This is a genomic window from Bradyrhizobium sp. YR681 (assembly GCF_000282615.1).
Lineage (GTDB): Bacteria > Pseudomonadota > Alphaproteobacteria > Rhizobiales > Xanthobacteraceae > Bradyrhizobium.
Genome location: NZ_AKIY01000217.1, coordinates 24,386 through 49,876, shown reverse-complemented (window position 1 = coordinate 49,876; position 25,491 = coordinate 24,386). Strand labels below are relative to the sequence as shown.

The 25,491-nt window shown below is 65.3% G+C and carries 28 protein-coding genes; 18 read left to right on the top strand and 10 right to left on the bottom strand.

The features are described from left to right. Positions 1 to 82: 82 nt before the first annotated feature. From hisS to PMI42_RS22795, 3 genes are all read right to left on the bottom strand, one after another. Positions 83 to 1,603: a histidine--tRNA ligase gene (gene hisS, locus PMI42_RS22805; protein ID WP_008138395.1), complete on the bottom strand. Its 1,521-nt coding sequence runs from the start codon at positions 1,601 to 1,603 to the stop codon at positions 83 to 85. Positions 1,604 to 1,804: 201 nt separating this feature from the next. After that, complete coding sequence (locus PMI42_RS22800; RefSeq protein WP_035966380.1) at positions 1,805 to 2,329, bottom strand: YegJ family protein; 525 nt, start codon at positions 2,327 to 2,329, stop codon at positions 1,805 to 1,807. A gap of 217 nt (positions 2,330 to 2,546) precedes the next feature. Further along, positions 2,547 to 3,629, bottom strand: a complete 1,083-nt coding sequence (locus tag PMI42_RS22795; protein ID WP_008138393.1) for a branched-chain amino acid aminotransferase — start codon at positions 3,627 to 3,629, stop codon at positions 2,547 to 2,549. Positions 3,630 to 3,968: 339 nt separating this feature from the next. Here PMI42_RS22795 and PMI42_RS22790 point away from each other — a divergent pair, with 339 nt between their 5' ends. Genes PMI42_RS22790 through PMI42_RS22780 form a run of 3 tightly spaced genes read left to right on the top strand, consistent with a single transcriptional unit; the run spans position 3,969 to position 6,647 of the window. Then, positions 3,969 to 4,511, top strand: a complete 543-nt coding sequence (locus PMI42_RS22790) for a MarR family winged helix-turn-helix transcriptional regulator (RefSeq protein WP_050994406.1) — start codon at positions 3,969 to 3,971, stop codon at positions 4,509 to 4,511. Further along, positions 4,508 to 5,239, top strand: coding sequence for a response regulator (locus tag PMI42_RS22785; RefSeq protein ID WP_035966372.1), 732 nt, complete (start codon positions 4,508 to 4,510; stop codon positions 5,237 to 5,239). Before PMI42_RS22790 ends, PMI42_RS22785 begins: the two co-directional genes overlap by 4 nt. A gap of 19 nt (positions 5,240 to 5,258) precedes the next feature. Next, positions 5,259 to 6,647 (top strand): ATP-binding protein, encoded by a 1,389-nt coding sequence (locus PMI42_RS22780; protein ID WP_008138389.1) that lies wholly within the window; start codon positions 5,259 to 5,261, stop codon positions 6,645 to 6,647. A gap of 117 nt (positions 6,648 to 6,764) precedes the next feature. Here PMI42_RS22780 and PMI42_RS22775 read toward each other — a convergent pair whose 3' ends face one another. Then, positions 6,765 to 7,295 carry a DUF3617 domain-containing protein gene (locus tag PMI42_RS22775; protein WP_008138387.1) on the bottom strand — a complete coding sequence of 177 codons (531 nt, stop codon included), beginning with the start codon at positions 7,293 to 7,295 and terminating at the stop codon, positions 6,765 to 6,767. 44 nt (positions 7,296 to 7,339) lie between these two features. Beyond that, a complete protein-coding gene (locus tag PMI42_RS22770) occupies positions 7,340 to 7,645 on the bottom strand; it encodes a hypothetical protein (RefSeq protein ID WP_008138385.1) in 306 nt (101 codons plus the stop codon). A 182-nt stretch (positions 7,646 to 7,827) separates the two neighbouring features. On the opposite strand from PMI42_RS22770, the gene PMI42_RS22765 reads away from it, so the two are divergent. From PMI42_RS22765 to PMI42_RS22750, 4 genes are all read left to right on the top strand, one after another. After that, positions 7,828 to 8,289: a hypothetical protein gene (locus tag PMI42_RS22765; RefSeq protein WP_035966379.1), complete on the top strand. Its 462-nt coding sequence runs from the start codon at positions 7,828 to 7,830 to the stop codon at positions 8,287 to 8,289. 118 nt (positions 8,290 to 8,407) lie between these two features. Next, positions 8,408 to 9,100 (top strand): ribonuclease T2 family protein, encoded by a 693-nt coding sequence (locus PMI42_RS22760; protein WP_008138381.1) that lies wholly within the window; start codon positions 8,408 to 8,410, stop codon positions 9,098 to 9,100. A gap of 54 nt (positions 9,101 to 9,154) precedes the next feature. Then, entirely contained in the window at positions 9,155 to 10,015 is an 861-nt protein-coding gene (locus tag PMI42_RS22755; protein WP_008138379.1) for a 23S rRNA (adenine(2030)-N(6))-methyltransferase RlmJ, read from the top strand. Between the two features lie 263 nt (positions 10,016 to 10,278). Continuing rightward, positions 10,279 to 10,494 carry a cold-shock protein gene (locus PMI42_RS22750; RefSeq protein WP_008544396.1) on the top strand — a complete coding sequence of 72 codons (216 nt, stop codon included), beginning with the start codon at positions 10,279 to 10,281 and terminating at the stop codon, positions 10,492 to 10,494. Between the two features lie 101 nt (positions 10,495 to 10,595). On the opposite strand, the gene PMI42_RS22745 is transcribed toward PMI42_RS22750, so the two are convergent. Beyond that, entirely contained in the window at positions 10,596 to 11,219 is a 624-nt protein-coding gene (locus tag PMI42_RS22745; protein ID WP_035966368.1) for an outer membrane protein, read from the bottom strand. A gap of 250 nt (positions 11,220 to 11,469) precedes the next feature. Here PMI42_RS22745 and uvrC point away from each other — a divergent pair, with 250 nt between their 5' ends. The 7 genes from uvrC to PMI42_RS22710 all read left to right on the top strand — a co-directional run bounded on the left by uvrC (position 11,470) and on the right by PMI42_RS22710 (position 17,699). Further along, complete coding sequence (uvrC, locus tag PMI42_RS22740) at positions 11,470 to 13,527, top strand: excinuclease ABC subunit UvrC (protein ID WP_008138374.1); 2,058 nt, start codon at positions 11,470 to 11,472, stop codon at positions 13,525 to 13,527. Between the two features lie 107 nt (positions 13,528 to 13,634). After that, positions 13,635 to 14,252: a CDP-diacylglycerol--glycerol-3-phosphate 3-phosphatidyltransferase gene (gene pgsA, locus PMI42_RS22735; RefSeq protein WP_008138372.1), complete on the top strand. Its 618-nt coding sequence runs from the start codon at positions 13,635 to 13,637 to the stop codon at positions 14,250 to 14,252. Continuing rightward, the gene (gene moaD, locus PMI42_RS22730; protein ID WP_008138370.1) at positions 14,249 to 14,500 is read left to right on the top strand and encodes a molybdopterin converting factor subunit 1; all 252 of its coding nucleotides are present in this window, start codon (positions 14,249 to 14,251) and stop codon (positions 14,498 to 14,500) included. The genes pgsA and moaD overlap by 4 nt, the downstream gene beginning before the upstream one ends. Positions 14,501 to 14,503: 3 nt before the next feature. After that, complete coding sequence (locus PMI42_RS22725; protein WP_008138368.1) at positions 14,504 to 14,971, top strand: molybdenum cofactor biosynthesis protein MoaE; 468 nt, start codon at positions 14,504 to 14,506, stop codon at positions 14,969 to 14,971. Continuing rightward, positions 14,971 to 15,930: a 50S ribosomal protein L3 N(5)-glutamine methyltransferase gene (prmB, locus tag PMI42_RS22720; RefSeq protein ID WP_008138366.1), complete on the top strand. Its 960-nt coding sequence runs from the start codon at positions 14,971 to 14,973 to the stop codon at positions 15,928 to 15,930. The genes PMI42_RS22725 and prmB overlap by 1 nt, the downstream gene beginning before the upstream one ends. A 91-nt stretch (positions 15,931 to 16,021) precedes the next feature. Further along, entirely contained in the window at positions 16,022 to 16,621 is a 600-nt protein-coding gene (locus PMI42_RS22715; protein ID WP_008138365.1) for a hypothetical protein, read from the top strand. A gap of 1 nt (position 16,622) precedes the next feature. Continuing rightward, entirely contained in the window at positions 16,623 to 17,699 is a 1,077-nt protein-coding gene (locus PMI42_RS22710; protein WP_008138363.1) for a YihY/virulence factor BrkB family protein, read from the top strand. A gap of 13 nt (positions 17,700 to 17,712) precedes the next feature. On the opposite strand, the gene PMI42_RS22705 is transcribed toward PMI42_RS22710, so the two are convergent. Next, a complete protein-coding gene (locus tag PMI42_RS22705; protein WP_008138361.1) occupies positions 17,713 to 18,552 on the bottom strand; it encodes a class I SAM-dependent methyltransferase in 840 nt (279 codons plus the stop codon). Positions 18,553 to 18,673: 121 nt separating this feature from the next. Between PMI42_RS22705 and PMI42_RS22700 the strand changes: the two genes are divergently transcribed. From PMI42_RS22700 to PMI42_RS22690, 3 genes are all read left to right on the top strand, one after another. Continuing rightward, a complete protein-coding gene (locus PMI42_RS22700) occupies positions 18,674 to 20,221 on the top strand; it encodes a winged helix-turn-helix domain-containing protein (protein ID WP_008138359.1) in 1,548 nt (515 codons plus the stop codon). Between the two features lie 204 nt (positions 20,222 to 20,425). After that, positions 20,426 to 21,931 carry an EAL domain-containing protein gene (locus tag PMI42_RS22695; RefSeq protein ID WP_008138357.1) on the top strand — a complete coding sequence of 502 codons (1,506 nt, stop codon included), beginning with the start codon at positions 20,426 to 20,428 and terminating at the stop codon, positions 21,929 to 21,931. A 15-nt stretch (positions 21,932 to 21,946) separates the two neighbouring features. Continuing rightward, positions 21,947 to 22,801, top strand: a complete 855-nt coding sequence (locus PMI42_RS22690) for a TIGR01459 family HAD-type hydrolase (protein ID WP_008138355.1) — start codon at positions 21,947 to 21,949, stop codon at positions 22,799 to 22,801. A 94-nt stretch (positions 22,802 to 22,895) separates the two neighbouring features. On the opposite strand, the gene PMI42_RS22685 is transcribed toward PMI42_RS22690, so the two are convergent. Continuing rightward, positions 22,896 to 23,291: a response regulator gene (locus tag PMI42_RS22685; RefSeq protein WP_007596883.1), complete on the bottom strand. Its 396-nt coding sequence runs from the start codon at positions 23,289 to 23,291 to the stop codon at positions 22,896 to 22,898. A gap of 231 nt (positions 23,292 to 23,522) precedes the next feature. On the opposite strand from PMI42_RS22685, the gene PMI42_RS22680 reads away from it, so the two are divergent. Further along, positions 23,523 to 24,494, top strand: a complete 972-nt coding sequence (locus PMI42_RS22680) for a bifunctional riboflavin kinase/FAD synthetase (RefSeq protein WP_008138353.1) — start codon at positions 23,523 to 23,525, stop codon at positions 24,492 to 24,494. 7 nt (positions 24,495 to 24,501) lie between these two features. On the opposite strand, the gene PMI42_RS22675 is transcribed toward PMI42_RS22680, so the two are convergent. Continuing rightward, the gene (locus PMI42_RS22675) at positions 24,502 to 24,852 is read right to left on the bottom strand and encodes an RES family NAD+ phosphorylase (RefSeq protein WP_283805801.1); all 351 of its coding nucleotides are present in this window, start codon (positions 24,850 to 24,852) and stop codon (positions 24,502 to 24,504) included. A gap of 99 nt (positions 24,853 to 24,951) precedes the next feature. Next, complete coding sequence (locus PMI42_RS22670; RefSeq protein ID WP_008138349.1) at positions 24,952 to 25,299, bottom strand: MbcA/ParS/Xre antitoxin family protein; 348 nt, start codon at positions 25,297 to 25,299, stop codon at positions 24,952 to 24,954. Positions 25,300 to 25,491 lie beyond the last annotated feature (192 nt).

Below are 25,491 nucleotides of genomic sequence, written 5' to 3'. Positions count from 1 at the left end.
TGTCCCGGCCATCCACGTTCTCTTCCATCAAACAAGACGTGGATGCCCGGGACAAGCCCGGCATGACGGCCTGCCGGAATGGCTATCCCCAGTTTACGTCATGGCGCGCCAGAACCTCGCGCACTTTTGAAACGAGATCGGCTTCGCTGCACGAGAACTGCGCCGGGCGCGTCTCGCGCCATTCCTGGTTGGAGGCGATCGCGGCCGCAGCCTTCGCACCCTCGATCAGGTCCTTGATCTGAAGCTCGCCGCGCGCCTTTTCATCAGAACCCTGGATGATCACGCAGGGTGAGTGGCGGCGGTCGGCATATTTGAGCTGGTTGCCCATATTCTTGGGATTGCCGAGATAGAGCTCGGCGCGGATGCCGGCGGCGCGCAAGCTTGCCACCATCTTCTGGTAGTCGGCGACGCGGTCGCGGTCGAACACGGTGACGACGACGGGGCCGAATTCGGGCCGCGTGTCGAGCTTGCCGAGCAGCGTCAGCGCGGCCTGAAGCCTGGACACGCCGATCGAGAAACCGGTCGCCGGCACCGGCTCGCCACGGAAGCGCGAGACGAGGCCATCATAACGCCCACCGCCACCGACGGAGCCGAAGCGCACAGGACGGCCCTTCTCGTCCTTGGTCTCGAGCAACAGCTCAACCTCGTAGACTGGGCCGGTGTAATATTCGAGGCCGCGCACGACGGAGGGATCGATCTTGATGCGGTCCGCGCCATAGCCTGACGCCGTCACCAGTTTTGCGATTTCTTCCAGCTCGCTCACGCCGGCCTGACCAACTTCGCTCTTAGCGAGGTAAGTCTCTGCAGCGGCAATGGCCTCTTTCCAGTCGTCGCGCGGCTTGGTGATGGCGAGAACAACGTCGGCCTCAGCCGTGCTGAGATTGGCGCCCTTCGTAAAATCGCCCTTGCCTTCTTCGCCGCCATCCCATCGTCCCGGGCCGAGCAGCTTGCGCACTTCGTCGGCTGAGAACTTGTCGAGCTTGTCGATGGCGCGCAGCACCGTCAGCCGGCGGCCTGCATTCTCGTCACCGCCGAGCCCGATGGCTTCGAGAACGCCGTCGAGCACTTTGCGATTGTTGACCTTCACGACATAGGAGCCGCGCGCGATGCCGAGCGCCTCCATCGTGTCCGCCGCCATCATGCAGATCTCGGCATCCGCCGCCGGCGTCGCCGAGCCGACCGTGTCGGCATCGAACTGCATGAACTGGCGGAAGCGGCCGGGGCCGGGCTTCTCGTTGCGGAAGACGTAGCCGACGCGGTAGCTGCGGTAGGGGAGGACCAGACCGTCGGTGCCGTAGCGCTCGCCGACATAGCGGGCGAGCGGCGCGGTCAGATCGTAGCGGAGCGAAATCCACTGCTCGTCGTCGTCCTGGAACGAGAACACGCCCTCGTTCGGGCGGTCCTGGTCGGGCAGGAACTTGCCGAGCGCGTCGGTGTATTCCATCGCCGGCGTTTCCACCGGCTCGAAACCGTAGAGCTCGTAGACGGCGCGGATCTTCTCGACCATCTCGCGCGTCGCCCGGATCGCGGCGGGATCGCGATCCTCGAGCCCGCGCGGCAGGCGCGCCTTCAGTTTCTGGGGTTTTTTGGGTTTCTCGGCCATGCGCGGCGTTTACCAGCCGACGCGGGACGCGGCAACCGCCGGCTTTTCCCCTCTCCCCCTGCGGGAGAGGGTGGCTCGCCGCGTTAGCGGCGAGACGGGTGAGGGGTTCTATCCGCGAACGCCACACTGAGTTCGGGGAGACAACCCCTCATCCGGCGCTTCGCGCCACCTTCTCCCGCAAGGGGAGAAGGAAGACAGCCCCTACGGCTGCTCCATCCGGGCCCTCAGCGCGTCCGCGTCCGCCTTGGGCAGCGACTTCAGCGTCGGCTTGATGGTCTCCCCGCCGACGATCTTGCCGTTGCGCATGAACATCCAGTCCGAGATGTCGGCTTCGCTGAACTTGACGGGATCGCCTGCCCGTTTGCCGGGCAGATCGCGCGGCTCGTTGGCGAAGACACCGGTATAGGTCCCGCCCGGCTGCTTCTTCACGTCGGCAATCCAGATGTGCTCGCCGCCCTTGCGGGTGGAAAAGCGCACTTTCAGCGAATGCCCGGCTTCGGAAGGTTTTGGCGCCTCGTAGGACGCCCAGAAGGTCGGCAGCGTACCGCGGGCGCGCGCGATCGCCGTGTTCATTTCCGGATCGGTGGTGCGCACGTCGACGACCGGCGAGTGGTCATCCGCCGAGACCTCATGCACGGGACCGATGGTCAGGATGCCGAAGACGGAGATGCCGGTGATTGCGGCGAGAACGACCCATTTCATGGGTTGGGAGAGCCTTGGTGCCATGATCGCGATGTCCGGATGCTTGATAATCTCCGGGCTTTGTCGCGGGATCATGGCGGGCCGTTCATGGCGCGCGGCTGGCTCCGTTCCCCGGATGCTGCGCAGCGCGCCGCCTCCTGGCGGCGTGGTGCGCTGCTGATCCGGGGTCAAGTGGCGGCGAGATGGGTCCCGGCTCTGCGCAGCAGCGTTTCACGCTGCAGCACGTCCGGGACACGAGACCTCAAAACACCTTTTTGATCCAGTTGTGCGGATCGTTGGTGCGGCCGTACTGGATGTCGACGAGCTGCTTGCGCAGGCCCATGGCGACCGGGCCGGCGGCGCCGCCGCTGATCTCGAAATCGCCGCTCACCGAACGGACCTTGCCGATCGGCGAGATGACGGCGGCGGTGCCACAGGCGAAGGCTTCCTTCAGCCTGCCGCTCGCTGCATCCTTGCGCCACTGGTCGAGCGAATACGGCTCCTCGCGCACGGTCTTTCCGGCATCGCGGGCGAGCGTGATGATGGAGTCGCGGGTGATGCCGGGCAGGATCGTGCCGAGCGGCGGCGTCGACAGCGAGCCGTCGTCGAACACGAAGAACACGTTCATGCCGCCGAGCTCCTCGATGTAGCGGCGCTCGATCGCGTCGAGGAAGACGACCTGGTCGCAGCCGTGCTGGATCGCCTCGGCCTGCGCGCGCAGGCTCGCGGCATAATTGCCGCCGCATTTGACGGCGCCGGTGCCGCCGACGGCTGCGCGCGTGTAATTCTCCGACACCCAGATCGAGACCGGGGCAGGCCCGCCCTTGAAATAGGAGCCGACCGGCGAGGCGATCACCGCAAAGATGTATTCGGACGACGGCTTGACGCCGAGGAAGGTCTCGCTCGCGATCATGAAGGGCCGCAGGTACAGGCTGCCCTCGCCGCCCGGCATCCAGGCGCGGTCGATGCGCACGACCTGCTCGACTGCATCGATGAAGATTTCCTCGGGGAGCTGCGCCATCGCCATGCGGTCGGCCGAGTCCCTGAAGCGGCGCGCATTGGCGTCGGGGCGGAACAGGTTCACGCCGCCGTCGTCGCGCTTGTAGGCCTTGAGGCCCTCGAAGATTTCCTGGGCGTAGTGCAGGACGGCGCCGGCCGGATCGAGCTGGAAGTTGGCGCGCGCCTCGATCTTCGCCTCGTACCAGCCGCCCTTGGCCTGGTTGTAGCGGACGATCGCCATGTGATCGCTGAAGACGCGCCCGAAACCGGGGTCCACCAGCTTGGCGACACGGTCCTTCTCTGGAGTAGGATTGGATGCGGGCTGGATGTCGAATGTCATGCTCATGTCCTTGGCTCCCGCTGCCGATGGCGGCGCTGTTCTGGCGCCTGCCGACCCTGTTTCGGGCCCGGCTGGCTTGATGTGGTTTCTGGCCGGACCACCGCCAGCCTTGTTACGGCCGGTTTCCGTGGCCAGCATGCCGCCGAGGACATGCTTTTGCGGAAGGCGGAAGTCCAGTATGTTTTGTCGAAATGCCGCTCGACAATCGCACGGTAGATCTGCTCCGGCCGTCGCCGCCTGTCCGGCTCACTCCGGCCGCCCTGCTTCGATGCCACCCGACGCGAAACGATCTAAAATTTCGTGCGGGCTGATCGTTTTGTAACATTGAACCCAAGATACGTCAATATGCCTGACATAAATTTCGCGACTCCCCCTCAAGACGCTGCCGAGCCTCGGCCGGCGGCAGGCGATGGAGGCAATTTGCGCTGGGATATCATCGAGCTGCTGTTCTTCGCCTATCGCGATTTCGTCGGCGATCCCGACCAGGAGCTGGAGGCTTTCGGCTTCGGCCGGGCCCATCACCGGGTCATGCACTTCGTCTATCGCTATCCCGGCCTCAAGGTCGCCGACCTGCTCGACGTCCTGCGCATCACCAAACAATCGCTCGGCCGGGTGCTCAAGCAGCTGCTGGACGAGGGCTACATCGTGCAGAAGACCGGCGACAATGATCGTCGCCAGCGGCTGCTCTTTGCCACGCCCAAGGGCGAGGCGCTGGTGCAGAAGCTCGCCGGTCTCCAGACCACGCGGATCACCAGGGCGCTCGCCGAGATGGCGCCGCAGGATGCCGAGACCGTCAAGCGCTTCCTGCGTGCGATGATCGACCGCGACGATCCGGACAAGGTGCTGGAGACGATCTTCGCCAACGTCAATCAAGACGGAAAGGAGTGACCGTGCCGCTCGCTGCCACGCTCGCCCGCCCGCCGGTCGAACCGGCCGACGATGCCCCGCATCTTCTCCTGGTCGACGACGACCGCCGCATCCGCGATCTGTTGTCGCGCTTCCTCGCCAGCGAAGGCTATCGGGTCACGACCGCGGCGAGCGCCGGCGATGCGCGTTCGAAGCTGCTCGGCCTGCATTTCGACCTCCTGATCCTCGACGTCATGATGCCCGGCGAGACCGGCTTCGACCTCGCCCGCTTCATCCGGACCTCGTCCTCGGTCCCGATCGTGATGCTGACGGCGCGGCACGAGGCGGAGGCCCGCATCGAGGGCCTCCAGATCGGCGCAGACGATTACGTGGCAAAACCGTTCGAGCCGCGCGAGCTTGCGCTGCGCATCAACAACATCCTCAAGCGCGCCGCCCCGCCGCCGCAGACCATCGCGGTGGAGAAGATCGCATTCGGCCCCTACATCTACCATCTCGACCGCGGCGAATTGCGCCAGGGCGAGGAGGTCATCCACCTCACCGACCGCGAGCGCGAGATGCTGCGCATCCTCTCGGAAACACCGGGCGAGACCGTGCCGCGCAGCGCGCTGACCGGCAATGGCAGCGTCAACGAGCGCGCCGTCGACGTGCAGATCAACCGCCTCAGGCGCAAGATCGAGACCGACCCCGCCAATCCGCTGTTCCTCCAGGCGGTGCGCGGCATCGGCTACCGGCTGGTGGCCTCGCCATAGATCAAGTGAAGCGCGACCGATGAGCACGATCGATACCGGCCTGACGCTGCTCAAGAGCGCGGCCGGCCGCGTCTCCGCCGCCAATGGCTGGATGGGCAACGCGTTCAAGGGCTGGATGCCGACCGGCCTCTATGCCCGCGCGCTGCTCATCATGATCGTGCCGATGGTGATCCTGCAATCGGTCGTCGCCTTCGTGTTCATGGAGCGGCACTGGAACACGGTGACGCGCCGCCTGTCGGCCGCGGTGGTGCAGGACATCGCCGCGCTGATCGACGTCTACAAGGGCTATCCGCAGGACAAGGACCGCAACGAGATCCGCCGCATCGCCCAGCAGCGGCTCGGCCTCGTCGTCGACTTCCTGCCCGCCGGCGACATGCCGCCGCCGGGACCAAAGCCGTTCTTCTCGCTGCTCGACCAGACGCTCTCGGTGCAGCTCGGCCGCCAGATCGGGCGCTCGTTCTGGATCGACACGGTCGGCCGCTCCAATCTGGTCGAGATCCGCATCCAGCTCGACGACGCCGTGATGCGCGTGTTCGCGCAGCGCAGCGCCGCCTATGCCTCGAACTCGGAAATCTTCCTGTTCTGGATGGTCGGCACGTCCTCGATCCTGCTGATCGTCGCGGTGCTGTTCCTGCGCAACCAGATCAAGCCGATCCTGCGCCTTGCGGACGCCGCCGAAAGTTTCGGCAAGGGCCGCGAAGCCCCGAACTTCCGCCCGCGCGGCGCGCGCGAGGTGCGACGCGCGTCGATTGCCTTCCTTGAAATGAAATCGCGAATCGAACGCACGATGGAGCAGCGCACCGCGATGCTCGCCGGCGTCAGCCACGATCTGCGCACCATCCTCACCCGCTTCAAGCTCGAGCTGGAGCTGATCGGCGACAGCCCCGAGCTCGAAGGCATGCGCAAGGACGTCGACGAGATGTCGATGATGCTGGAGGACTACCTCGCCTTCGCCCGCGGCGATTCCGGTGAGCAGTCGCAGCCGACCGACATGGCGCAGGCGCTCGAAGAGCTGCGCAGCGACGCCGAGCGCCACGGCCATGCCGCGACGGTGGCATTCCACGGCCTGCCCGTGGTCACCGTGAAGCCGGCCTCGTTCAAGCGCTGCCTCGCCAACCTCGTCACCAACGCGGCGCGCTACGGCAAGAGCATCGCCATCACCGGCCAGCGCGATCACCGTTATTTGACCGTCACGGTCGACGACGACGGGCCGGGGATTCCCGCGCACTTGCGCGAAGAAGTGTTCAAGCCGTTCCTGCGCCTGGACAACGCCCGCAACCAGGACGAAGGCGGTACCGGCCTTGGCCTCGCCATCGCCCGCGACATCGCCCGCTCGCATGGCGGCGATATCACCCTCGGCGACAGCCCGATGGGGGGATTACGGGCGAGCGTGCGGATTCCGGTGTAGCTGATGACGTAGCCCGGATGGAGCGCAGCGCAATCCGGGATTCTGTCTTCGCGATCGATGCAAGGCCCCGGATTTCGCTTCGCTCCATCCGGGCTACGGTCTCAAGACGATCCAACTCTACTTCGGCAGCAACGCCTTCAGCTTGTCGATGTCGCGCACGTTCATCTTGAAACCGCCGGGCATCACGATGTCGCCGGGCTTCTGCTCCGGCTTGCAGGCGCCCAGCCATTTCGCTTCGAGCTGCATCGTCGTATCGCGGCCCGCGCTGCCAGCGGCGCCGCCTTGCGCGTGCATGGTGGTCTTCACAGTATAGGCCGAGTTGAAATCGCCCGTGATCTCGGCATGCGAGGTGGTGCTGACGCCGGCGACGCTGCACTCGGAATCGGTGACATAACCGGTCGCCGTCTTCTTGATGTCCTGCTTGGCGCAGATCTGCTTGGCCATCGGGGAGACGTTGTTGTTCATCTCCTTGTCGACGGTCTCGTCGGTGCAGTGCTGCATGGTCATTTCCGGCATCTGCGAGCCGCTCCTGACCATCTTCATTTCCCACAGGCCGGCCTTGCGCACCGGCAGGTCGTCGGCGCAGGCGCTGGCTGCCGACAACACGAGGCAAACGGCCGAGCCGAGCAAAGCGAGCTTGCGCGTCATGTCAAAGGCTCCCGGCTGAGAGATTGCGGCGCTACGACAGCGCCTCAGTACAGCGTGCGGATCGGCCGGTCGGCGGCGCCATAGGGCACCCAGCGGCAGGAAAACGAGATGTAACCGCCCTCATAGGCCTGAACGCCGAGGAATTTGACGACCTTGCCGTAGCGCGCGCAGTGATCGACCGCGACCTGCCGCGCATCGACCTGGGTCGCCATCGAATAGGCGATGATGCCGCCGGTGTCGTTGCCCTTGAACGGAGGCACCGGAAGGATATCGGCGCGCGCCGACTGGCTCGCCGTCCCCCCCAGAAAAACCAGGCCGGCAAGAAGGCCCGCGGCCGCAATGATTCGCATTCCCGTCACTCCAATTGGTTGGCACCAGTTTACGGTGCCGGACTGGCCATGAAAAGAACTGAAGCCCGGTTGGCTGCGACGTCATGGTCAACTCCTGGCGAAGTGTTGCCGCGCTGCACTTGACCTCCCCCGGCCTTCGCGGCACCGTCCGCCTCTCGCAGATCATGCTGTCTGGATTGCCCATGCGCGCCCTCTTCCTCAAATCGTTCCGCTTTGCCGCCATGCTCGGCCTGATGTTCGGAGCGCTGTCGCTCGGCGAGGCCAAGGCCGCCAATCCGCTGGAGCTGAACTTCTGGCTGAGCGGACCGCGCTATGACGGCGCCGTCGCCGATTGCGACAAGGCACTGCCGACGATCGCCACCCAGTTCTGGGAAAAGGAAAGCTCGTTCTGGAATTCCTCGTTGAAGATCACCGGCTTCGCTGCCGTGCACGAGGTCGCGTTCCGGCCCTGGCAGTCCGACAACATTCCGCGCCGCTATTGCACCGGCGAGGCCATGCTGACTGACGGCAAGATGCGCAAGGTGCATTTCTCGATCATCGAGGACGGCGGCTTCGCCGGCTATGGCAATGGCGTCGAATGGTGCGTGGTCGGGCTCGACCGCAACTGGGCCTACAATCCGGCCTGCCGCGCCGCCCGGCAGTAATTCGACAGCCTTGATTCGGACTGCTCAAGCGGCCAACCGATGGCCGCCTGAAATTTGTTCTTGAAATGTTCTTATCGCCTGCTAGGCTCGATGCACAGTCTAGTTGAGGGGCGTCGCCATGTTTCATTCCAGATTGCATTCGTTCTCCCGCCTGGTGATCTCGCTGACGATCGCCGCCGGCCTGGCCGCGCTCGCCGGCGGCGCCAAGGCCCAGGACAGGCGGCAGAACGCGCCCGGCGAATTCGATTTCTATGTGCTGTCGCTGTCGTGGTCGCCCTCGTTCTGCGAGGAGGCGGCCGAGCGCGGCGGCCGCTCGCAGATCCAGTGCGGCGGCCGGCCCTATGCTTTCGTCGTGCACGGGCTGTGGCCGCAATATGAGAACGGTTTTCCGGAATATTGCCAGCGGCCGGCGCCGCGGCTGAACCGCAGCATCGTCTCCTCGATGCTCGATCTGATGCCGGCGCCGGGCCTGATCTTCAACGAATGGGACAAGCACGGCACCTGCGCGGGGCTGACCGACCGCAACTATTTCGAGACGATCCGCAAAGCGCGCGCCGCGATCAAGATTCCGGCCGAGTATCTCGACCTGTCGCAAGCCAAGACCGTGGCGCCGGCGGAGGTCGAGGAAGCCTTCATCAAGGCCAATCCGGGCCTGAGCAACGCAGCCGTCTCGGTCACGTGCAACCGGACGCGCCTTTCCGAGGTGCGCATCTGCCTCAGCAAGGACCTTCAATTCCGCGCCTGCGAGGAAACCGATCGCCGCGCCTGCCGGCGTGACCAGGTGACGATGCCGCCGATCAGGGGTGGGTAGCCGCAGCTCTCGTGCCCCTTTGCTCGGGCCGTCACGTGGCGTAGTGCTCTTCCCATGAATTACCGCCACGCCTTCCATGCCGGCAGCTTCGCCGATGTCATCAAGCACATCGTGCTGGCACGCATCATCACCTATCTCCAGGACAAGCCGGGGGCGTTCCGCGTCATCGACACCCACGCCGGCGCCGGCCTGTACGATCTGGAAAGCGACGAGGCGCAGCGTGGCGGCGAGTGGCTGACGGGGATCGCACGGCTGCTGCAGGCGCGCCTGTCGAACGACGCCATCACGCTGATAAAGCCGTATCTCGACATCGTCCGCGCCTTCAATCCGAAGGGCGAACTCAAGGCTTATCCGGGCTCGCCGCTGATCGCGCGCGGCCTGATGCGGCCGCAGGATCGCCTCGTCGCCTGCGAGCTCGAGCCGAAGGCGCGCAAGGCGCTGATCGCCGTGTTGCGCCGCGACGAACAGGCCCGCGTGGTCGATCTCGACGGCTGGGTGGCGCTGCCGGCCTTCGTGCCGCCAAAGGAGCGGCGCGGCCTCGTGCTGATCGACCCGCCCTTCGAGGCCAAGGACGAGTTCGAAAAGCTGGGCGAAGCCTTCTCGGCCGCTTTCACGAAATGGCCGACCGGTATCTACGTAATCTGGTATCCGGCCAAGAGCCGGCGCGCCACCGACACCCTGGCGCAATCAGTGGCGCGGCTCGCAGCCGCAGCAAAACCGCCGGGAAAATGTCTGCGCCTCGAATTCAGCGTCGCACCGCAAGCCGACGGCGCAGCCCTCACCTCGACCGGCCTCTTGATCGTCAATCCGCCCTACACGTTGCACGGCGAGCTCAAGACGATCCTGCCGGAGCTGGAAATGCCGCTCGGACAAGGCGGCGCTGCCAGATTCCGATTAGAGGTGCCCAAGCCTTAACACCAGGCCGTAACACTCCGGCATTCTTGGGAAAAATATGCAGGAGCGGTAGTCAATCCGCAACGAACCGTATTATGCTGTTTCCGTGACTGGCTTTACGTTCCGCTTCCGCGAATGGTTGCGGCGGAGTGAAGGCCTAAGAAAGATCCGACCGGGCCGAAAGGTCCGCCCAAGGATGGCCAGCTCCCGGGCTTCGTAATGCCCGGTCATGTCGTGACGTGAGTCTGCGTCACGACGGAGGAGCAATGAGGGGGAGTTTCCCGATGGCCATGACGGGAACGGTCAAGTTTTTCAACGGCGAGCGCGGCTACGGCTTCATCAAACCGGATGACGGTGGTCGCGATGTTTTCGTGCACATTACTGCTGTAGAGCGGGCCGGACTAAAGGACCTTGCCGAAGGACAGCGCATCACTTTTGAAGTCGAGCCGGACAAGAAGGGGAAGGGACCCAAGGCGGTCAATTTAGTCATTCTCTCCTAGCGTATTTCCAAGCGAACGCTTCGCGAAGAACACCTGGCGCAAAAAAAGTCCCGGCCGCGAGCGGCCGGGAGGTTGTTGTCCGGTATTTTCTTCTTCAGCTATCAGAAGTGATAGTTCACGCCTGCGCGCACAACGCTGGCGCTATAGCCGTTTGACACGCCCGTAATTGCGAACTGGCTCGTCGACAGATCGATGTAGAGATATTCGAGCTTCACGCTCCAGTTCGGCGCGAGGCCGAGTTCGGCACCGGCACCGATGGTCCAGCCGGCGCTGGTGTGCGACTCCGTCCAGCCGAAGGTCTGCGCACGCAGCTCACCGAAGGCAAGGCCCGCGGTGCCGTAGAACAGCACGTTGCTGAAGGCATAGCCGGCGCGGCCGCGCAGGGTGCCGAACCAGGGATTTGAGAACTTCCACGGCGCGAAGGTGTCGTCGGCGCCTGCGGCCTGGATGTCGCCCTCGACACCGAACACCCACGGACCGTTCTGGAAATTGTAGCCGGCCTGCACGCCGCCGACGAAGCCGGACGGCTTGGCGGGATTGTTGTCGACCGAGCCCCACTCGTAACCAACGTTGCCGCCGAGATACGGGCCAGCCCAGCTATAGGCGTTGAGCGGCTGGTTGACGGTGTAGGGCGCACGCCCTCCGTAATTCATATCGGCGGCCTCTGCCGAAGCTGTCCAGCCGGCAGCAACCAACGCGGCTGCGCCTACAACGAACCTCTTCATCGGTACTCTCCAACGCAACTGCCGCCCCCGCGCGTGCCCGCGCCGCCACGCAAGGCAAAACCGCATGGTTACGGAACCAAGAACTTTTCGCGTAAGATTTATCGAGAGTTTTAAGTTAAAGGCCTGTTAAGCCGGGTTACCGCGCTGTTAACAGGCTTAAGCAAGCGTTACCGGGAACCACGCCGCCATTGCTGTGCGTGCCGCACAGCCGGAACTTCAAATCGGCCCCCCCAGCGCCTAAATTCGCATCATGGCTCACGATTCCACCGACAATCCCGACGACCGCGCGCGCAAAGCGCTGCGCGGCGCTGGGGCCGACGCCCCGCCCGAGGGGCTGGCGACGCCGGACGTCGATCCCGCCACCGGCGGCGACGACGAGGACGACGCGCTGCTGCCCGATATCCTCGAAGAGAGCGGCGCCATCGGCGAGGAGCCGCTTGCGACCGGCCATGAGGCGATCGAGCGCGCGGTCCGGCTCGCCCCCACCTCGCCCGGCGTCTATCGCATGCTCAGTGCGAATGCCGACGTGCTCTATGTCGGCAAGGCCAAGAACGTCAAAAAGCGCCTGTCCAACTACGCACGACAGAGCGCGCCGCAGCCCGCGCGCATCCTGCGCATGATCGCCGCCACGGTGACCGTCGAGATCATCTCGACCAATACCGAGACCGAGGCGCTGCTGCTGGAAGCCAACCTCATCAAGCAGCTCCGGCCGCGCTTCAACGTGCAGCTGCGCGACGACAAATCGTTTCCCTACATCCTGATCACCGGCGATCATTGGGCGCCGCAGATCCTGAAGCATCGTGGCGCGCAATCGCGGCCCGGACGCTATTTCGGCCCGTTCGCCTCCGCCGGCGCCGTCAACCGCACCATCACGGCGTTGCAGCGCGCGTTCCTGATCCGCTCCTGCACCGATTCCTTTTTCGAGAGCCGAAGCCGGCCCTGCCTGCTCTACCAGATCCGCCGCTGCGCCGGCCCCTGCACCCGCGAAATCGATTTCCCCGGCTATACGACGCTGGTGCGCGAGGCGACCGACTTCCTGTCCGGCAAGAGCCATGCGGTGAAGCAGGAGCTCGCCGGCGAGATGGAGAAAGCCTCCGGCGAGCTCGAATTCGAGACCGCCGCGCTCTACCGCGACCGCCTCGCCGCGCTCTCCGCGATCCAGTCGCAGCAGGGCATCAATCCGCGCACGGTGGAGGAAGCCGACGTGTTCGCGGTGCACCAGGAGGGCGGCTTCTTCTGCGTCGAAGTGTTCTTCTTCCGCACCGGGCAGAACTGGGGCAACCGCGCCTATTTCCCGCGGGCGGAAAAGACCTATACGCCGGAAGAAGTGCTGGGGTCCTTCCTCGCCCAGTTCTACGACGACAAGCCGCCGCCGAAGAACATCCTGCTCTCCCACGAGATCGAGGAGAGCGAGCTGCTCGCCAATGCGCTGTCGATCAAGGCCGGCCACAAGATCGAGGTCACCACGCCCAAGCGCGGCGAGAAGAAGGAGCTCGTCGCCCACGCGCTGACCAATGCGCGCGAGGCGCTCGGCCGCAAGCTCGCGGACACCGCGACGCAGAGCCGGTTGCTGGACGCCATCGCCACGACGCTGAGCCTGCCCCACGCGCCCAAGCGCATCGAGGTCTACGACAACAGCCACATCCAGGGCACCAACGCGGTCGGCGCCATGATCGTCGCCGGGCCCGATGGCTTCGTCAAAAACCAGTACCGCAAGTTCAACATCAAATCGGAAGGGATCACGCCGGGCGACGACTTCGCCATGATGCGCGAGGTGCTGGAGCGCCGCTTCAAGCGCCTGATCAACCCGCCCGAAGAGGGCGCGGCCAAAACCAAGGACGACGATTTCCCGCAATGGCCCGACCTCGTCATCATCGACGGCGGCCGCGGCCAGCTCAATGCGGTCAGGGAAATCTTTGCAAATCTCGGCCTGACCCAGGTATCGCTGATGTCGGTCGCCAAGGGGCCGGACCGGGATGCGGGCCGCGAGACCCTGTTCATGCCGGAGCGCGAGGCGATCAAGCTGGAGCCGCGCGACCCCGTGCTCTATTTCATCCAGCGGCTGCGGGACGAGGCCCACCGCTTCGTCATCGGCTCGCACCGCAAGCTGCGCAAGAAAGACATCCGCGAGGCCGGTTTGCAGGAGATTCCGGGCATCGGCCCGTCACGCAAACGTGCCTTGCTGCATCATTTCGGAACCCTGAAGGAGATCGAACGGGCCTCGATCGCCGATCTCGGCAAGGTTCCGGGGGTGAGCGCCGAGAGCGCCCGCAGGATTTTCGACTATTTCCATCCCCAGCCGGGGTGAACTAAAGGGGGCTCAAAGGGAGCCCGGTCATATGGTCGTCGCATGCCGCACCCCATTTGGGGAGCGGGACGGTTGACCTTCAGGCACGAGCGGTATTGGTAGGACGGATGAACATCGCCACGACACGAGGGACGACCAGCCGCGCGATGTCCCTCCCGAACATCCTGACCTACGGCCGGATCGCCGCGATTCCGGTCGTGGTCGGGTGCATCTATGCGCAGTCGATCATGGACTACCCGCTGTGGCTGCGCTGGGTCGCGGTCGCGATCTTCATCGGCGCGGCGGTCACGGATTATCTCGACGGCTATTACGCCCGGATCTGGAATCAGCAATCGGCTTTCGGCCGGATGCTCGACCCGATCGCCGACAAGCTGCTGGTCGCCTCGTGCCTCCTCATGCTGGCCGCCGACGGCATCATCCATGGCTGGTCGCTGTGGGCCGCCATCGTGATCCTGTGCCGCGAGATCCTGGTCTCGGGCCTGCGCGAGTATCTCGCCGCCCTCCGCGTCAGCGTGCCCGTGACCAAGCTCGCCAAATGGAAGACCACCGTTCAGCTCGTCGCCATCGGCTTCCTGCTCGCGGGCGAGGCCGGCGACCAGGTGGTGCCTGTCGTGACCCAGATCGGGCTGCTGCTGCTGTGGGCCTCGGCGATCCTGACCATGTACACCGGCTACGATTATTTCCGCTCCGGCATCCATCACCTCATCAAGGAGGATGAGGCATGAAGGTGAAGTATTTTGCCTGGGTGCGCGAGCGCGTCGGCAAGGCCGAGGAGACGATCGAGCCGCCGGCGACCGTGCGCACCGTCGAGGAACTGATCGCCTGGCTGTCCGGCCGGAGCGAGGCCTATGCCTATGCGTTCGAAAAGCCGAAGGTGATCCGGACCGCGATCGACCACACCCACGTCAAGTCGGACACCGCTATCGCGGGAGCCCGCGAGATCGCGTTCTTCCCGCCGATGACCGGCGGCTAGGCCATGATCTGCCCTGTCGCCATCCGTATCCAGACGGACGATTTCGACATCGCGCGCGAGATCGCGGTCCTGACCAGGAGCCGGACCGACATCGGCGCGGTCGTGAGCTTCTCCGGCATCTGCCGCGCCGACGAGGACAGTGCGAACGTTTCGGCCCTCACGCTCGAACATTATCCCGGCATGGCGGAAGGCGAGATCAAGCGCCATGCCGACGAGGCCGTGTCGCGCTGGCCGCTCAACGGCGTCACCGTCATCCACCGCGTCGGGCGGTTCGTGCCAGGTCAGAACATCGTGCTGGTGCTCACAGCCTCGCAGCACCGCAAGGCGGCCTTCGAGGCTGCCGAGTTTCTGATGGATTACCTCAAGACCAGCGCCCCCTTCTGGAAGAAGGAAGAGAGCGCCACCGGCTCCGGCTGGGTCGAGGCCCATGCCCGTGACGACGAGGCCGCCGCACGCTGGACGAAATCGTGATGGCAAAGGCCTCGAAAAAGACCACGCGCGGCCGCGCCGCGCCAAAATTCGCCAAAGTCGGCCCCGGCGAACTTGTCACGCTGCTCGATTTCGTCCGCTATGCCGTGAGCCGCTTCCTCGAAGCACAGCTCGCCTTTGCCCATGGCACGACCGACCCGGTCGCGGAAGCCGCCTTCCTGGTTTGCGAGGCCCTGCACCTCAATCCCGACCAGTTCGAGGCCTTCGCCCACGCCCGCGTCACGGTTGCGGAAGGCAAGACCATCCTCGATCTCATCCATCGGCGCGTCACCACGCGCAAACCGGCCGCCTATCTCGTCAACAAGATCTACATGCGCGGCCTGCCCTTCTATGTCGACGAGCGCGTCATCGTTCCCCGCTCCTTCATCGGCGAGCTGCTGGAGTCGCATTTCGGCGGCGAGGATGAGGCCGGCTCGCTGATCGACGATCCCGCCGCCGTCGCGCGCGTGCTCGATCTCTGCACCGGATCGGGATGCCTCGCGATTCTCGCCGCGTATCATTTCCAGAATGCCACGGTCGATGCGGTCGACATCTCCAAGGGCGCGATCGAAGTCGCCGCGCGCAATGTCGGCGAGCACGGCCTCGATGAGCGGATCACGCTCCATCGCGGCGACCTGTTCGCCCCGCTCGGTGACAGCAGATACGACCTGATCATCACCAACCCGCCTTACGTCGATGCCGAGGGCATGGCCGCGCTGCCGCCGGAATGCCGGGCCGAGCCGAAACTCGCCTTCGACGGTGGGGCCGACGGTCTCGACGTGGTGCGCCGCATCCTGCGCGATGCGCCCGATCATCTCACGCCGGATGGCGGATTGATCTGCGAGATCGGCCGCGGCCGCGAACTGGTCGACGAGGCCTTCCCCGAGCTGCCGCTGCTCTGGCTCGACACCGAGGAGTCCGAGGGCGAGGTGTTCTGGATCGCGGCCGCCGATCTGGCCTGATCCGGCCCGGCAACACACGGTCCGGCGGAACTAGTCAAATCCCGTCACGTTCATCCCCCGACGACTTTTCTCGTTCCTGGAGGATGTCCGCATGCTCGCGCCATCGGGCGAATTGCTGCGCGCCGGCATGGCGCTGAAACTCAACCATCTCAAGCGCGCCGCCCAGTCCTACCTGCGCGACCGCACCAATCAGGCTACCGGACACGTGACCTCTTATGCGGTCGCCGCGGGATTGTTTGCGGCGGCCGGGCTGTTTGTGGTCGCGACTTTCTTCGTCGGCCTGATCGCTCTCTACCGCTGGGTCGCCATGACCTACGGACAATTCTGGGGTTTTGGCGCGGTCGCACTCGTGCTCCTGGTGCTGGCAGGAACCTGTGCCGGGGCAGCAATGGCGCAGATGAACCGCAAGACCAGGCCGATCGTGCCACTTGCCAGCCGCATGCGCGTCGCGATCGCGACCCCGCGCATCCCGCGCGGAACCGTCAAGCAGGCGGTCAAGGAAGTCGCGACGGCGATCCCGCTGGCGCCGCTCGCGCCGGGCGAACGGAGCCATGAACAGAGCTTTGGCGGCAATACATCGTCAGCCAGGACCAACCGACCCGTGCAGCTTGGCCTGATGCTCGCGGCCGTCGGGCTGTTGGGGTTCACGGTGGCACGCCGGAGGCACCAACGCCCCGGATTGGACGCCTGAAATGCCGGTGCGGCGCCCCGAGCAGCTCGACAGCTGGCTGCTGGTTGCCGCCACCGCCGTCCTGGTGTTGACCGCGGAACGCTACTTTCAGGAGTCCGGCCTGATCCCGTCGGGGACTCCGCATGACCACCGCAGCAGCGCGGTGAACGCGCCGGAAACGAGCCCGGCAGGCGCCGCCGCGCAGCCTGGCCATGGCCGCCGCGCGACAGGCCCGTTCGCGATCCCCTGGACCGGCTGGAAGGACATTTTCCGGCGCACGTATCAGCGCATCGACGACGATCGTCTGCTCGCAACCGCCGGCGGCGTCGTCTTTTTCGGATTGCTCGCGATCTTCCCGGCCGTGACCGCGCTGGTCTCGTCCTACGGACTGTTCGCCGATCCCGCGACCATCAGCGGCAATCTGCGGACGCTGGCGATGATGCTGCCCGCGGGCACATTCCAGATCGTCGAGGACCAAGTCGCGCGCGTGGTGTCGAACGGCAATACGGCCCTCGGCGCCGCCTTCCTGTTCGGCCTCGTGCTCGCAATCTGGAGCGCTAATGCCGGCGTCAAAGCCATCTTCGACGCCCTCAACGTCGCCTATGAGGCGCGCGAGAAGCGCGGCTTCATCAAGCTGAACCTGATTTCCCTGACCTTCACGGTCGGCGCCATCGCCGCGCTCCTGCTGATGGTCAGCGCGGTGGTCGCCTTCCCGCTCGCACTCGACCATCTCGGCCTCGCACCGGAGAGCAGGCTTATCGTGGCGCTCGCACGCTGGCCGTTGCTGCTCGTCATCCTGCTGGCCGCGCTCGCCATCCTCTATCGCTTCGCGCCCAGCCGCGATGCGCCGCGCTGGCAATGGCTGAGCGTCGGCGCGGTGACGGCCGCCCTGCTCTGGATCGCCGGCTCGTCGCTGCTGTCCTGGTATCTTTCGGCCTTCGCCAATTACAACGCAACCTACGGCTCGCTCGGCGCGGCGATCGGCCTGATGACGTGGATGTGGATGTCGGCGATCGTCATCATGTTCGGCGCCGAGCTGAACTCGGAGATCGAACGGCAAGCGGTGCGGGACAGTCAGGCCGGATCTCGTCCGGCCTGACCCAAGCTTCGCCTCAACGCCTGGTGATCACGGCCTCCAAATATTCGCTGTGCACGACGATCGTGCCGTCGTCGGCATGGTTGAACTCACCGAGCAGCGCCAGGAGATCGCGCTTCAGCGCCGCCTGACCGCTCTCGTCGAGCGCGGCGAATGCCTTCAGCGTTGGCCCGTAGAAGGTCTTGAAGACATCGAGCCAGTGATCCGGCGAGCGGTAGCGGAACACGAACATGCGCGGCTCGGCCACGATCTCGGAGGCCTGGCTGCCGAACATTTCCTCGAGCCGCGCGGGCGTGCCCCAGAGCGCTGGCGACTTCACGCCGGCCGGCGGCGGCAAATGCCTGCCGATGGTCTTGAAGAGCTGACCGATGAAGCCTTGCGGCGTCCAGTTGGCGAGGCCGATCTTGCCGCCTGATTTGCAGACCCGCGCGAGCTCGGAGGCCGCCTTGTCCTGATCCGGCGTGAACATCACGCCGAAGGTCGAGACGACGACATCGTAGCTCGCGTCTGCAAACGGCAGCGCCTCGGCGTCCGCCTCGCGGAACTCGACCGTCAGATGGTCGGCAGCCGCGCGCTCCTGCCCGCGCTTGAGCAACGCCGGAACATAATCGGTGGATGTGACGTCACACCAGCGCCGTGCCGCGGCCAGCGTCGCGTTGCCGTTGCCGGCCGCGACGTCCAGCACCTTGCTGCCGGCGCGCAGGTCGAGTGCCTCGCAGAGCTGCTCGCCGACGATCTGCAAGGTGGTGCCGACCACGGCATAGTCGCCGGACGACCAGGCGCCGTGCTGGCGCTGCTTGACGGCGGCAAGATCGGGTTGAGCGAGGGCCGGCTTGAGCGCGGCGGATGTCGACATGGCAATTCTCCTGCGGTTGAAAACACCGGGACGATAGGGCGCATGTGCATCGCTGGCCTTGAGAGCGGCGTTATTTTACGCTGAGAGCACCTTGATTTCCCAAGCGAAGCCGAGGCGCAGCGTGACATTTCATTTCGAGGATTTCGTGCTCGATCCCGAGCGCCGCGAATTGCGGCGGGCGGAGACGCTGATCCCGCTCGAGCCCCAGGTGTTCGATCTCATGCTTCATCTCGTCCGCAATCGCGAGCGCGTGGTGACGCGGGACAATCTGCTCGACGCGGTCTGGAACGGCCGCGTCGTCTCGGAATCGACGCTGACGAGCCGGATCAACGCCGCAAGGCGCGCGCTGAACGACAATGGCGAGGAGCAGCGGCTGATCCGCACCATTGCGCGCAAGGGCATCCGCTTCGTCGGCGAGGTGACAGAACTTTCCTCAGGCGCCGTGCCGGACAAGGCGGCCGCACCGGCTGGCTTGCCACTGCCGGACCGCCCCGCCATCGCCGTTCTGCCCTTCACCAACATGAGCGGCGAGGCCGGGCAGGATTATTTTTCCGACGGCATCAGCGAGGACATCATCACCGCGCTGTCCAAACTGCGCTGGTTCTTCGTGATCGCACGCAACTCCTCCTTCATCTACAAGGGCCGCCCGGTTCATCTGCGACAGGTCGCCGAGGAGCTCGGCGTGCGCTACGTCGTCGAGGGCAGCGTCCGCAAGGACGGCGACCGGGTCCGCATCACCGCCCAGCTCAACGACGTCGCCACCGGCAGTCATCTCTGGGCCGAACGCTACGACCGGGAGCTTGCCGACGTCTTCGCCGTCCAGGACGAGATCACCGAAGCCATCGTCGCCGCGATCGAGCCGCAGCTCTACGCGGCGGAGAACTTTCGCGCCCAGCGCAAGCCGCCCGACAGCATGGACGCCTGGGATCTGGTGATGCGCGCGCTGTCGCACTATTGGCGTGTGACACGGCAGGATCACCTCGCGGCCCAAGCCCTGCTCGAAAAGGCCATCGCGCTCGACCCCAACTACGGCAAGGCGCTCGGCCTGCTCGGCACCAGCTACATGTTCACGGCGCATATGGGCTGGATGGAGATGGCGAGCGCCATTTCCGCCGCCGAGCCCGCGGCGCGGGCCGCGATCCGTTCCGACGACGAGGATGCCTGGGCGCACAATGCGCTCGGCCACGTCAATCTGTTTGTGCGGCGGTTCGACGATTCGCTCGCCGAATTCGAGACCGCGCTGCAACTCAATCCGAACTTCGCGCTCGCACAGGGCTATTACGGGCTGGCGCTGGGCTATTGCGGCCGCTGGCAGGACGCCGACGCGGCGGCGCGGCGGGCGATCCGGCTCAGCCCGCGCGATCCCTACACCCCCGTCTATTTCGGCATCGCCGCCTATGCCCGCTTCCTCGGCGGCGACGATTCAGAGGCGATCCGGCTCGCCCAGGAAGCCCTGCGCCAGCGCAGCGATTTCGTCGGCGCGCATCGGGTGCTGACCGCAGCCGCCGGCATGGCCGGGCATACGGAGATCGCCCGCGCAGCCCTGAAAGAACTCCGCCGCGCCCAGCCGAACGTCTCGCTCGCCTGGATCGCCGAGTTCATGCCGGTCAAGCTCGCCGCCGACCGCGAGCGCTACCTCGAAGGCTTTCGCCGGGCCGGCCTGACTTAGGTCGTTTGAGCATGATCTTTTCGGAAAACCGCTGCACACTTTTCCGGATCATGCTCCGAAGCCGCAACGAGGCCGCTATCCCCTCGAATCAACAATGATGTTAGGGTCATGCGGCCAAAGGGGGAGCATGAGGCGCGACGGGGTCGCACAACGGCCCGTGTTTTCCCGGGTGAGGCAGTAGCTCTTTGAGGCGTAACGCGCGGCATGATTCGCATTTCGACGATCTTCATCGCCATCTGCATGGTTCTGGTCGCGGCCTCGCTCGGGCTTGTCCTCTACTCGGTCGCCGGCATCAGCGGAACCGAATCCGCCATCGTGGCGCTGACCGCGCTGACCTTCCTGATCCTCTACAACGCAGTGTCGATGCGGCTGCGCGACCGCAGCGACGTCGGCGGCCAGATCGCCGACCTCTCCCGCGGCACCGCCGACCTCGCCCGCCAGGTGGCCGAGTTCGGCCGCCGGTTGGCCGCGATCGAGGGACGCATCGCCTCGTCCAATTCGACCAACGCCGACCGCATCCAGTCGGTGGTCGGCGAGATCAACGAGCTCGGCGGCCTGGTCAGGCAGCTTGCCACCACCGTATCGACCCATGAGGATCTGCTGGCCGGCAACGCGCCGACGCCGGCCCCCGCGCCGACCGCCAGGCCGGAGCCCGAGGCGCCGATCGACCTGATTGCAATGCCTGAGGAGCGGCCGGTTGCCCCTCCCCCGATCCCGGCAGCGCCGCCGCGGCCGGCGCCGGCAGCGCCGCCGCGGCCGGCGCCGGCGGTTCAGACCGCCCATGCAGCTCAGACGGTCAACGGCCGCAACCAGACCCAGCTGCTGGCGACGCTGCGCAACGCGATCGACGAGAACCGCATCGACATCTTCCTGCAGCCGATGGTGACGCTGCCGCAGCGCAAGGTGCGGTTCTACGAGGCCGTGACCCGGGCGCGCGACGAGCGCGATCAGCTGCTCGCCGCCGAGGAATTCATCAGCATTGCGGAAGCCTCCGGGCTGATCGGGCGCATCGACAACATGGTGATGCTGCGCTGTGTGCAGGTGTTGCGCCGCCTGATGGTGCGCAACAAGGATGTCGGCGTGTTCTGCAACGTCGCGGCTTCCACGCTCGGTAATTCCACCAGTTTCGCGCAGTGCCTCGACTTCCTCGAAGCCAACCGGGCGCTGGCACCCTCGCTGGTGCTGGAGTTCAAGCAGGCAACCTTCCGCAATCTCGGCCCGGCCGAGACCGAGAACCTCGCGGCGCTGGCCCAGCGCGGCTTCCGCTTCTCGATGGACCATGTCACGGATCTGCGCATCGAGCCGCGCGAGCTCGCCGACCGCGGCGTACGCTTCATCAAGGTGCCGGCCTCGCTCCTGCTCGATCCGAGACAGGCGTCGACCTCGGACATCCATCCCTCCGACCTCTCCGACCTGCTCGGCCGCTTCGGCATCGACCTGATCGCCGAACGGATCGAGGGCGAGCGCGCAGTCGTCGATCTGCTCGACTATGACGTGCGGTTCGGCCAGGGGTTCCTGTTCGCGCCGCCCCGGCCATTGCGGCCGGAAGGGGCATCTGCTACCGGCGGGGCCTCGCCGAACCAGGCGCAGGATATTCAGGGATCAAATGGCTCCGCTTCCCCCAGCCAAGGCACCACATCTGGCGCGACGTCAGCTGCGCCTCCAGCCCAACGCATCACCGGCAACGCTGCGCTCGCGCGCCGCATCTGATCGGCCCCGCGCGTCATGACCACGCTGCATTTCGCCGAAAGCCTGCGCGAGCTCGTGGGCGGGGTCGACGTCGTGCTCAGCGACATCTGGGGCGTGGTCCATAACGGCCTGGAATCCTTCCCCGAGGCCTGCGAGGCGCTGCACACCTATCGCAGCCGCGGCGGTACGGTGATCCTGATCACCAACGCGCCGCGTCCGGCCGACTCCGTGCAGCGGCAATTGCGCAAGCTCGGCGTCGCCGACGAGACCTATGACGCGATCGTCTCCTCGGGCGATTTGACCCGGCTCTATGTCGCCGAGCATCCCGGCCGCAAGATGTTCTGGCTCGGGCCCGAGCGCGACAACTCGATCTATCGCGGCCTCGATGCGACGACCGCGCCGCTCGAAGAGGCCGACTACATCGTCTGCACCGGCCTCTATGACGACGAGACCGAGACCGCGGAAGACTATCGCGGCATGATGCTGAAGGCGCGCGAGCGCAAGCTGACGCTGGTCTGTGCCAATCCCGATATCGTGGTCGAGCGCGGCGACCGGCTGATCTATTGCGCCGGCGCGATCGCGGAACTCTATCGCGAACTGGGCGGCGAGGTCATCTTCTACGGCAAGCCGCACCGGCCGATCTATGAGCGCGCGATGCGGCTGGCCGGGGAACGCCAGGGCCACCCGATCGACCGGAAAAAGGTGCTGGCGATCGGCGATTCCGTCCGCACCGACCTCACCGGCGCGCGGGAATTCGGCATCGACTGCCTGTTCGTCACCCGCGGCATCCATGCCGAGGAGTTCGAGGGCCTCGACCAGCTCGACCCGAATTCGGTGATGGAATTGTTCGGCCACCCGCCGAAGGCGCTGATGCGCGAATTGAAGTGGTGATCTCCGCCGTTCCGAAAGGACGACGCAGCGACACAGAAAGCCCGGGACAACCGCCCGGGCCTTCCGAAATCAACCGATGGCTTCGATTGCGCGCTTACGCGCTCGCCATGTCCGGGAAGACCGCTTCGATCTTGGTCTTCAGCGTCGCCGCGTTGAACGGCTTGACGATGTAGTTGTTCACGCCGGCCTTCTTGGCCGCGATCACGTTCTCGGTCTTGGATTCCGCCGTGATCATGATGAAGGGCGTGGTGGCGAGGTTCGGATCCGCACGCACTTCGCGCAGCAGGTCGTAACCCGTCATCGGCTCCATGTTCCAGTCGGAAATCACGAGCCCGTACTTCTTGCCGCGCATCTTGTTCAGCGCTGCCGAACCGTCGCTGGCATCATCGATATTCTCGAAGCCAAGCTGCTTCAGCAGATTCCTGATGATACGGATCATGGTGCTGTAGTCATCAACCACCAGAACCGACATCGACAAATCAACCGCCATCTCGACTCCCCCAACGCAAACCCAGGAATGTTACAATCGGACCTGCCGGGACTCTGGCCCTGCAGTTCCACATTCCAAGCACTAGCACCAAGGCGTTAAACAGCGCGTTAATCGCGGGCGCCCCGGAAGGATTGAATCACGTTCAATCCGCCCCGCGCCCCTGCCGCTTGACTTCATCCGGCCGGTCAAGCCACGGTCCGAACCGGTCCTGCCGCTTCGAGAATTCCCCTGATGGCCCCGCATTTTACCGTTATCCGCGACGCAACGCCGGATTCCGCGATTTTAAGGGGTGCCGTGGTCGCCATGGGCAATTTCGACGGGGTTCATCTTGGCCACCGGGCGGTGATCGCGGCGGCCCTGGAGATGGGCCGGCTGCATGGCCGCCCTGCATTGGCGCTGACCTTCGAGCCGCATCCAAGGCGGTTTTTCAGCCCGAACACCCCGCAATTCCGCCTGACGGACGAGCGGGCCAAGCTGCGGCTCCTGGCCGGCACCGGGCTTGCCGGCGCCGTGGTCATGACCTTCGACAAGGCCCGTGCCGGCACCAGTGCGCAAGACTTCATTCACCATGACCTGATCGGACGCCTCGGCGTCAGCGGAATTGCGGTCGGCTACGACTTCCATTTCGGCAAGGGACGGGTCGGGTCGCCGAGCCTGCTGGTCAACGAGGCACCCCGGCTCGGCATCGAGGTCGACGTCCAGCCGCATATCGACATCGACGAGCGGCCGGTTTCCTCCAGCGCGATCCGGATCGCGCTCGCCGAAGGCCTCATCGACGAGGCCACCACCATGCTGGGCGCCCCCTGGTTCATCACCGGCGAGGTGATCCATGGCGAGAAGCGCGGCCGCGACCTCGGCTATCCCACCGCCAACATCCGCCTGGATGCCAATTGCGGCCTCAAGCATGGCATCTACGCGGTGCGGGTCGGCCGCGGCACCGAGCGGCTCAACGGGGTTGCAAGCTTCGGCCGCCGCCCGACCTTTGATAATGGCGCGCCGCTGCTGGAAATCTTCCTGTTCGACTTCAAGGGCGACCTCTACGGGCAGGCGCTCGACTGCGCCTTCGTCGGCTTCATCCGCGAGGAGCTGAAATTCGACAGCCTGGAAGCCCTGATCCGGCAGATGGACGACGATTCCGCCCGCGCCCGCGCCATGCTGGCCGCCGCCCCGGACGCGTTTCCGCGGCTTGGCGCCGTCGATTGATCGAACATCAGGCGAGCAGGCGCGGATCGAATGGCGCCTGGATCACTTCAGCCACGCTGACGCGCGCGGCATCGAGATGCGTAGGGTTGAGGAGAAAATTGGCTCCCCTGACACTGATCGCGGACGGCACCTGCAAGAGCGCACTCGCTGACCGGTCGAGCCAACGGTCTCCGATATCGCGGCAGACCATCGTCTGGGTCCGCCAATCTTGCGGCAATTCCGGCCCGATGGCTTCAACGACAATGTCGTCAGGGACCGCGACGCGCAGCAATTGGTAGGTCGGCGGGATGAGATCCCGATCCATGTGGACCAGCATCTCCAGCAACGCGCTTGATGGATGATCGGCGAGATAGACGATCCGCCGGCCCTACGAATGCCATCGGCCTGCGGCCCTCAAGCCGCCTACCCCGGAAAGATCGACGTAGTTGGAAATTCGCCAGAGCACCATCTTGCGGGCTCAGGCAAAAATTCCGTGATCGATCTGCTCCAGCATCTCACGCACGACCGAGGCGCCGAGTTCATCCTTTACCAGGTCGAGCGGTCTCTGACCGGAGAGTGAAGCATTCGGGCGGGTCAGCCAGGCTTCAGCCCTTTCCGCGCCACCGAAAACGCGGGTCGCAAGCGTGCTGATATCGAGCAGCCGAACCAGCGCCTCACGCCCCGGAGCGCCCACGGCAGAAGCCATCTCAACCGAAAAAACGCGCAGACGCTGCTCGGCCTTGGAGAGCACGTCGCTATCGGCTCCCCCGTGCCTTCGAAGCTCCTTCAGCTCTTCCAACACCTCGGCTAGCGGCGCGGCGTTCATGGAATTCTCTCCTCGCTTCAATAAATTAGCCTCTTTGAAGAAAACCGCAACCGCCCCTTGTCCGGCATCTCACCCTTTGCGCTTCCCCCGCCCGGCTGCTATGGAGGGCCCATGTTTGCGCGGCGCATCATAGGGATTAGCGGCCCGGCTTCCGCCTGAGCTTTCGGCTCGGCGCAAGACCGGGATTTCGCC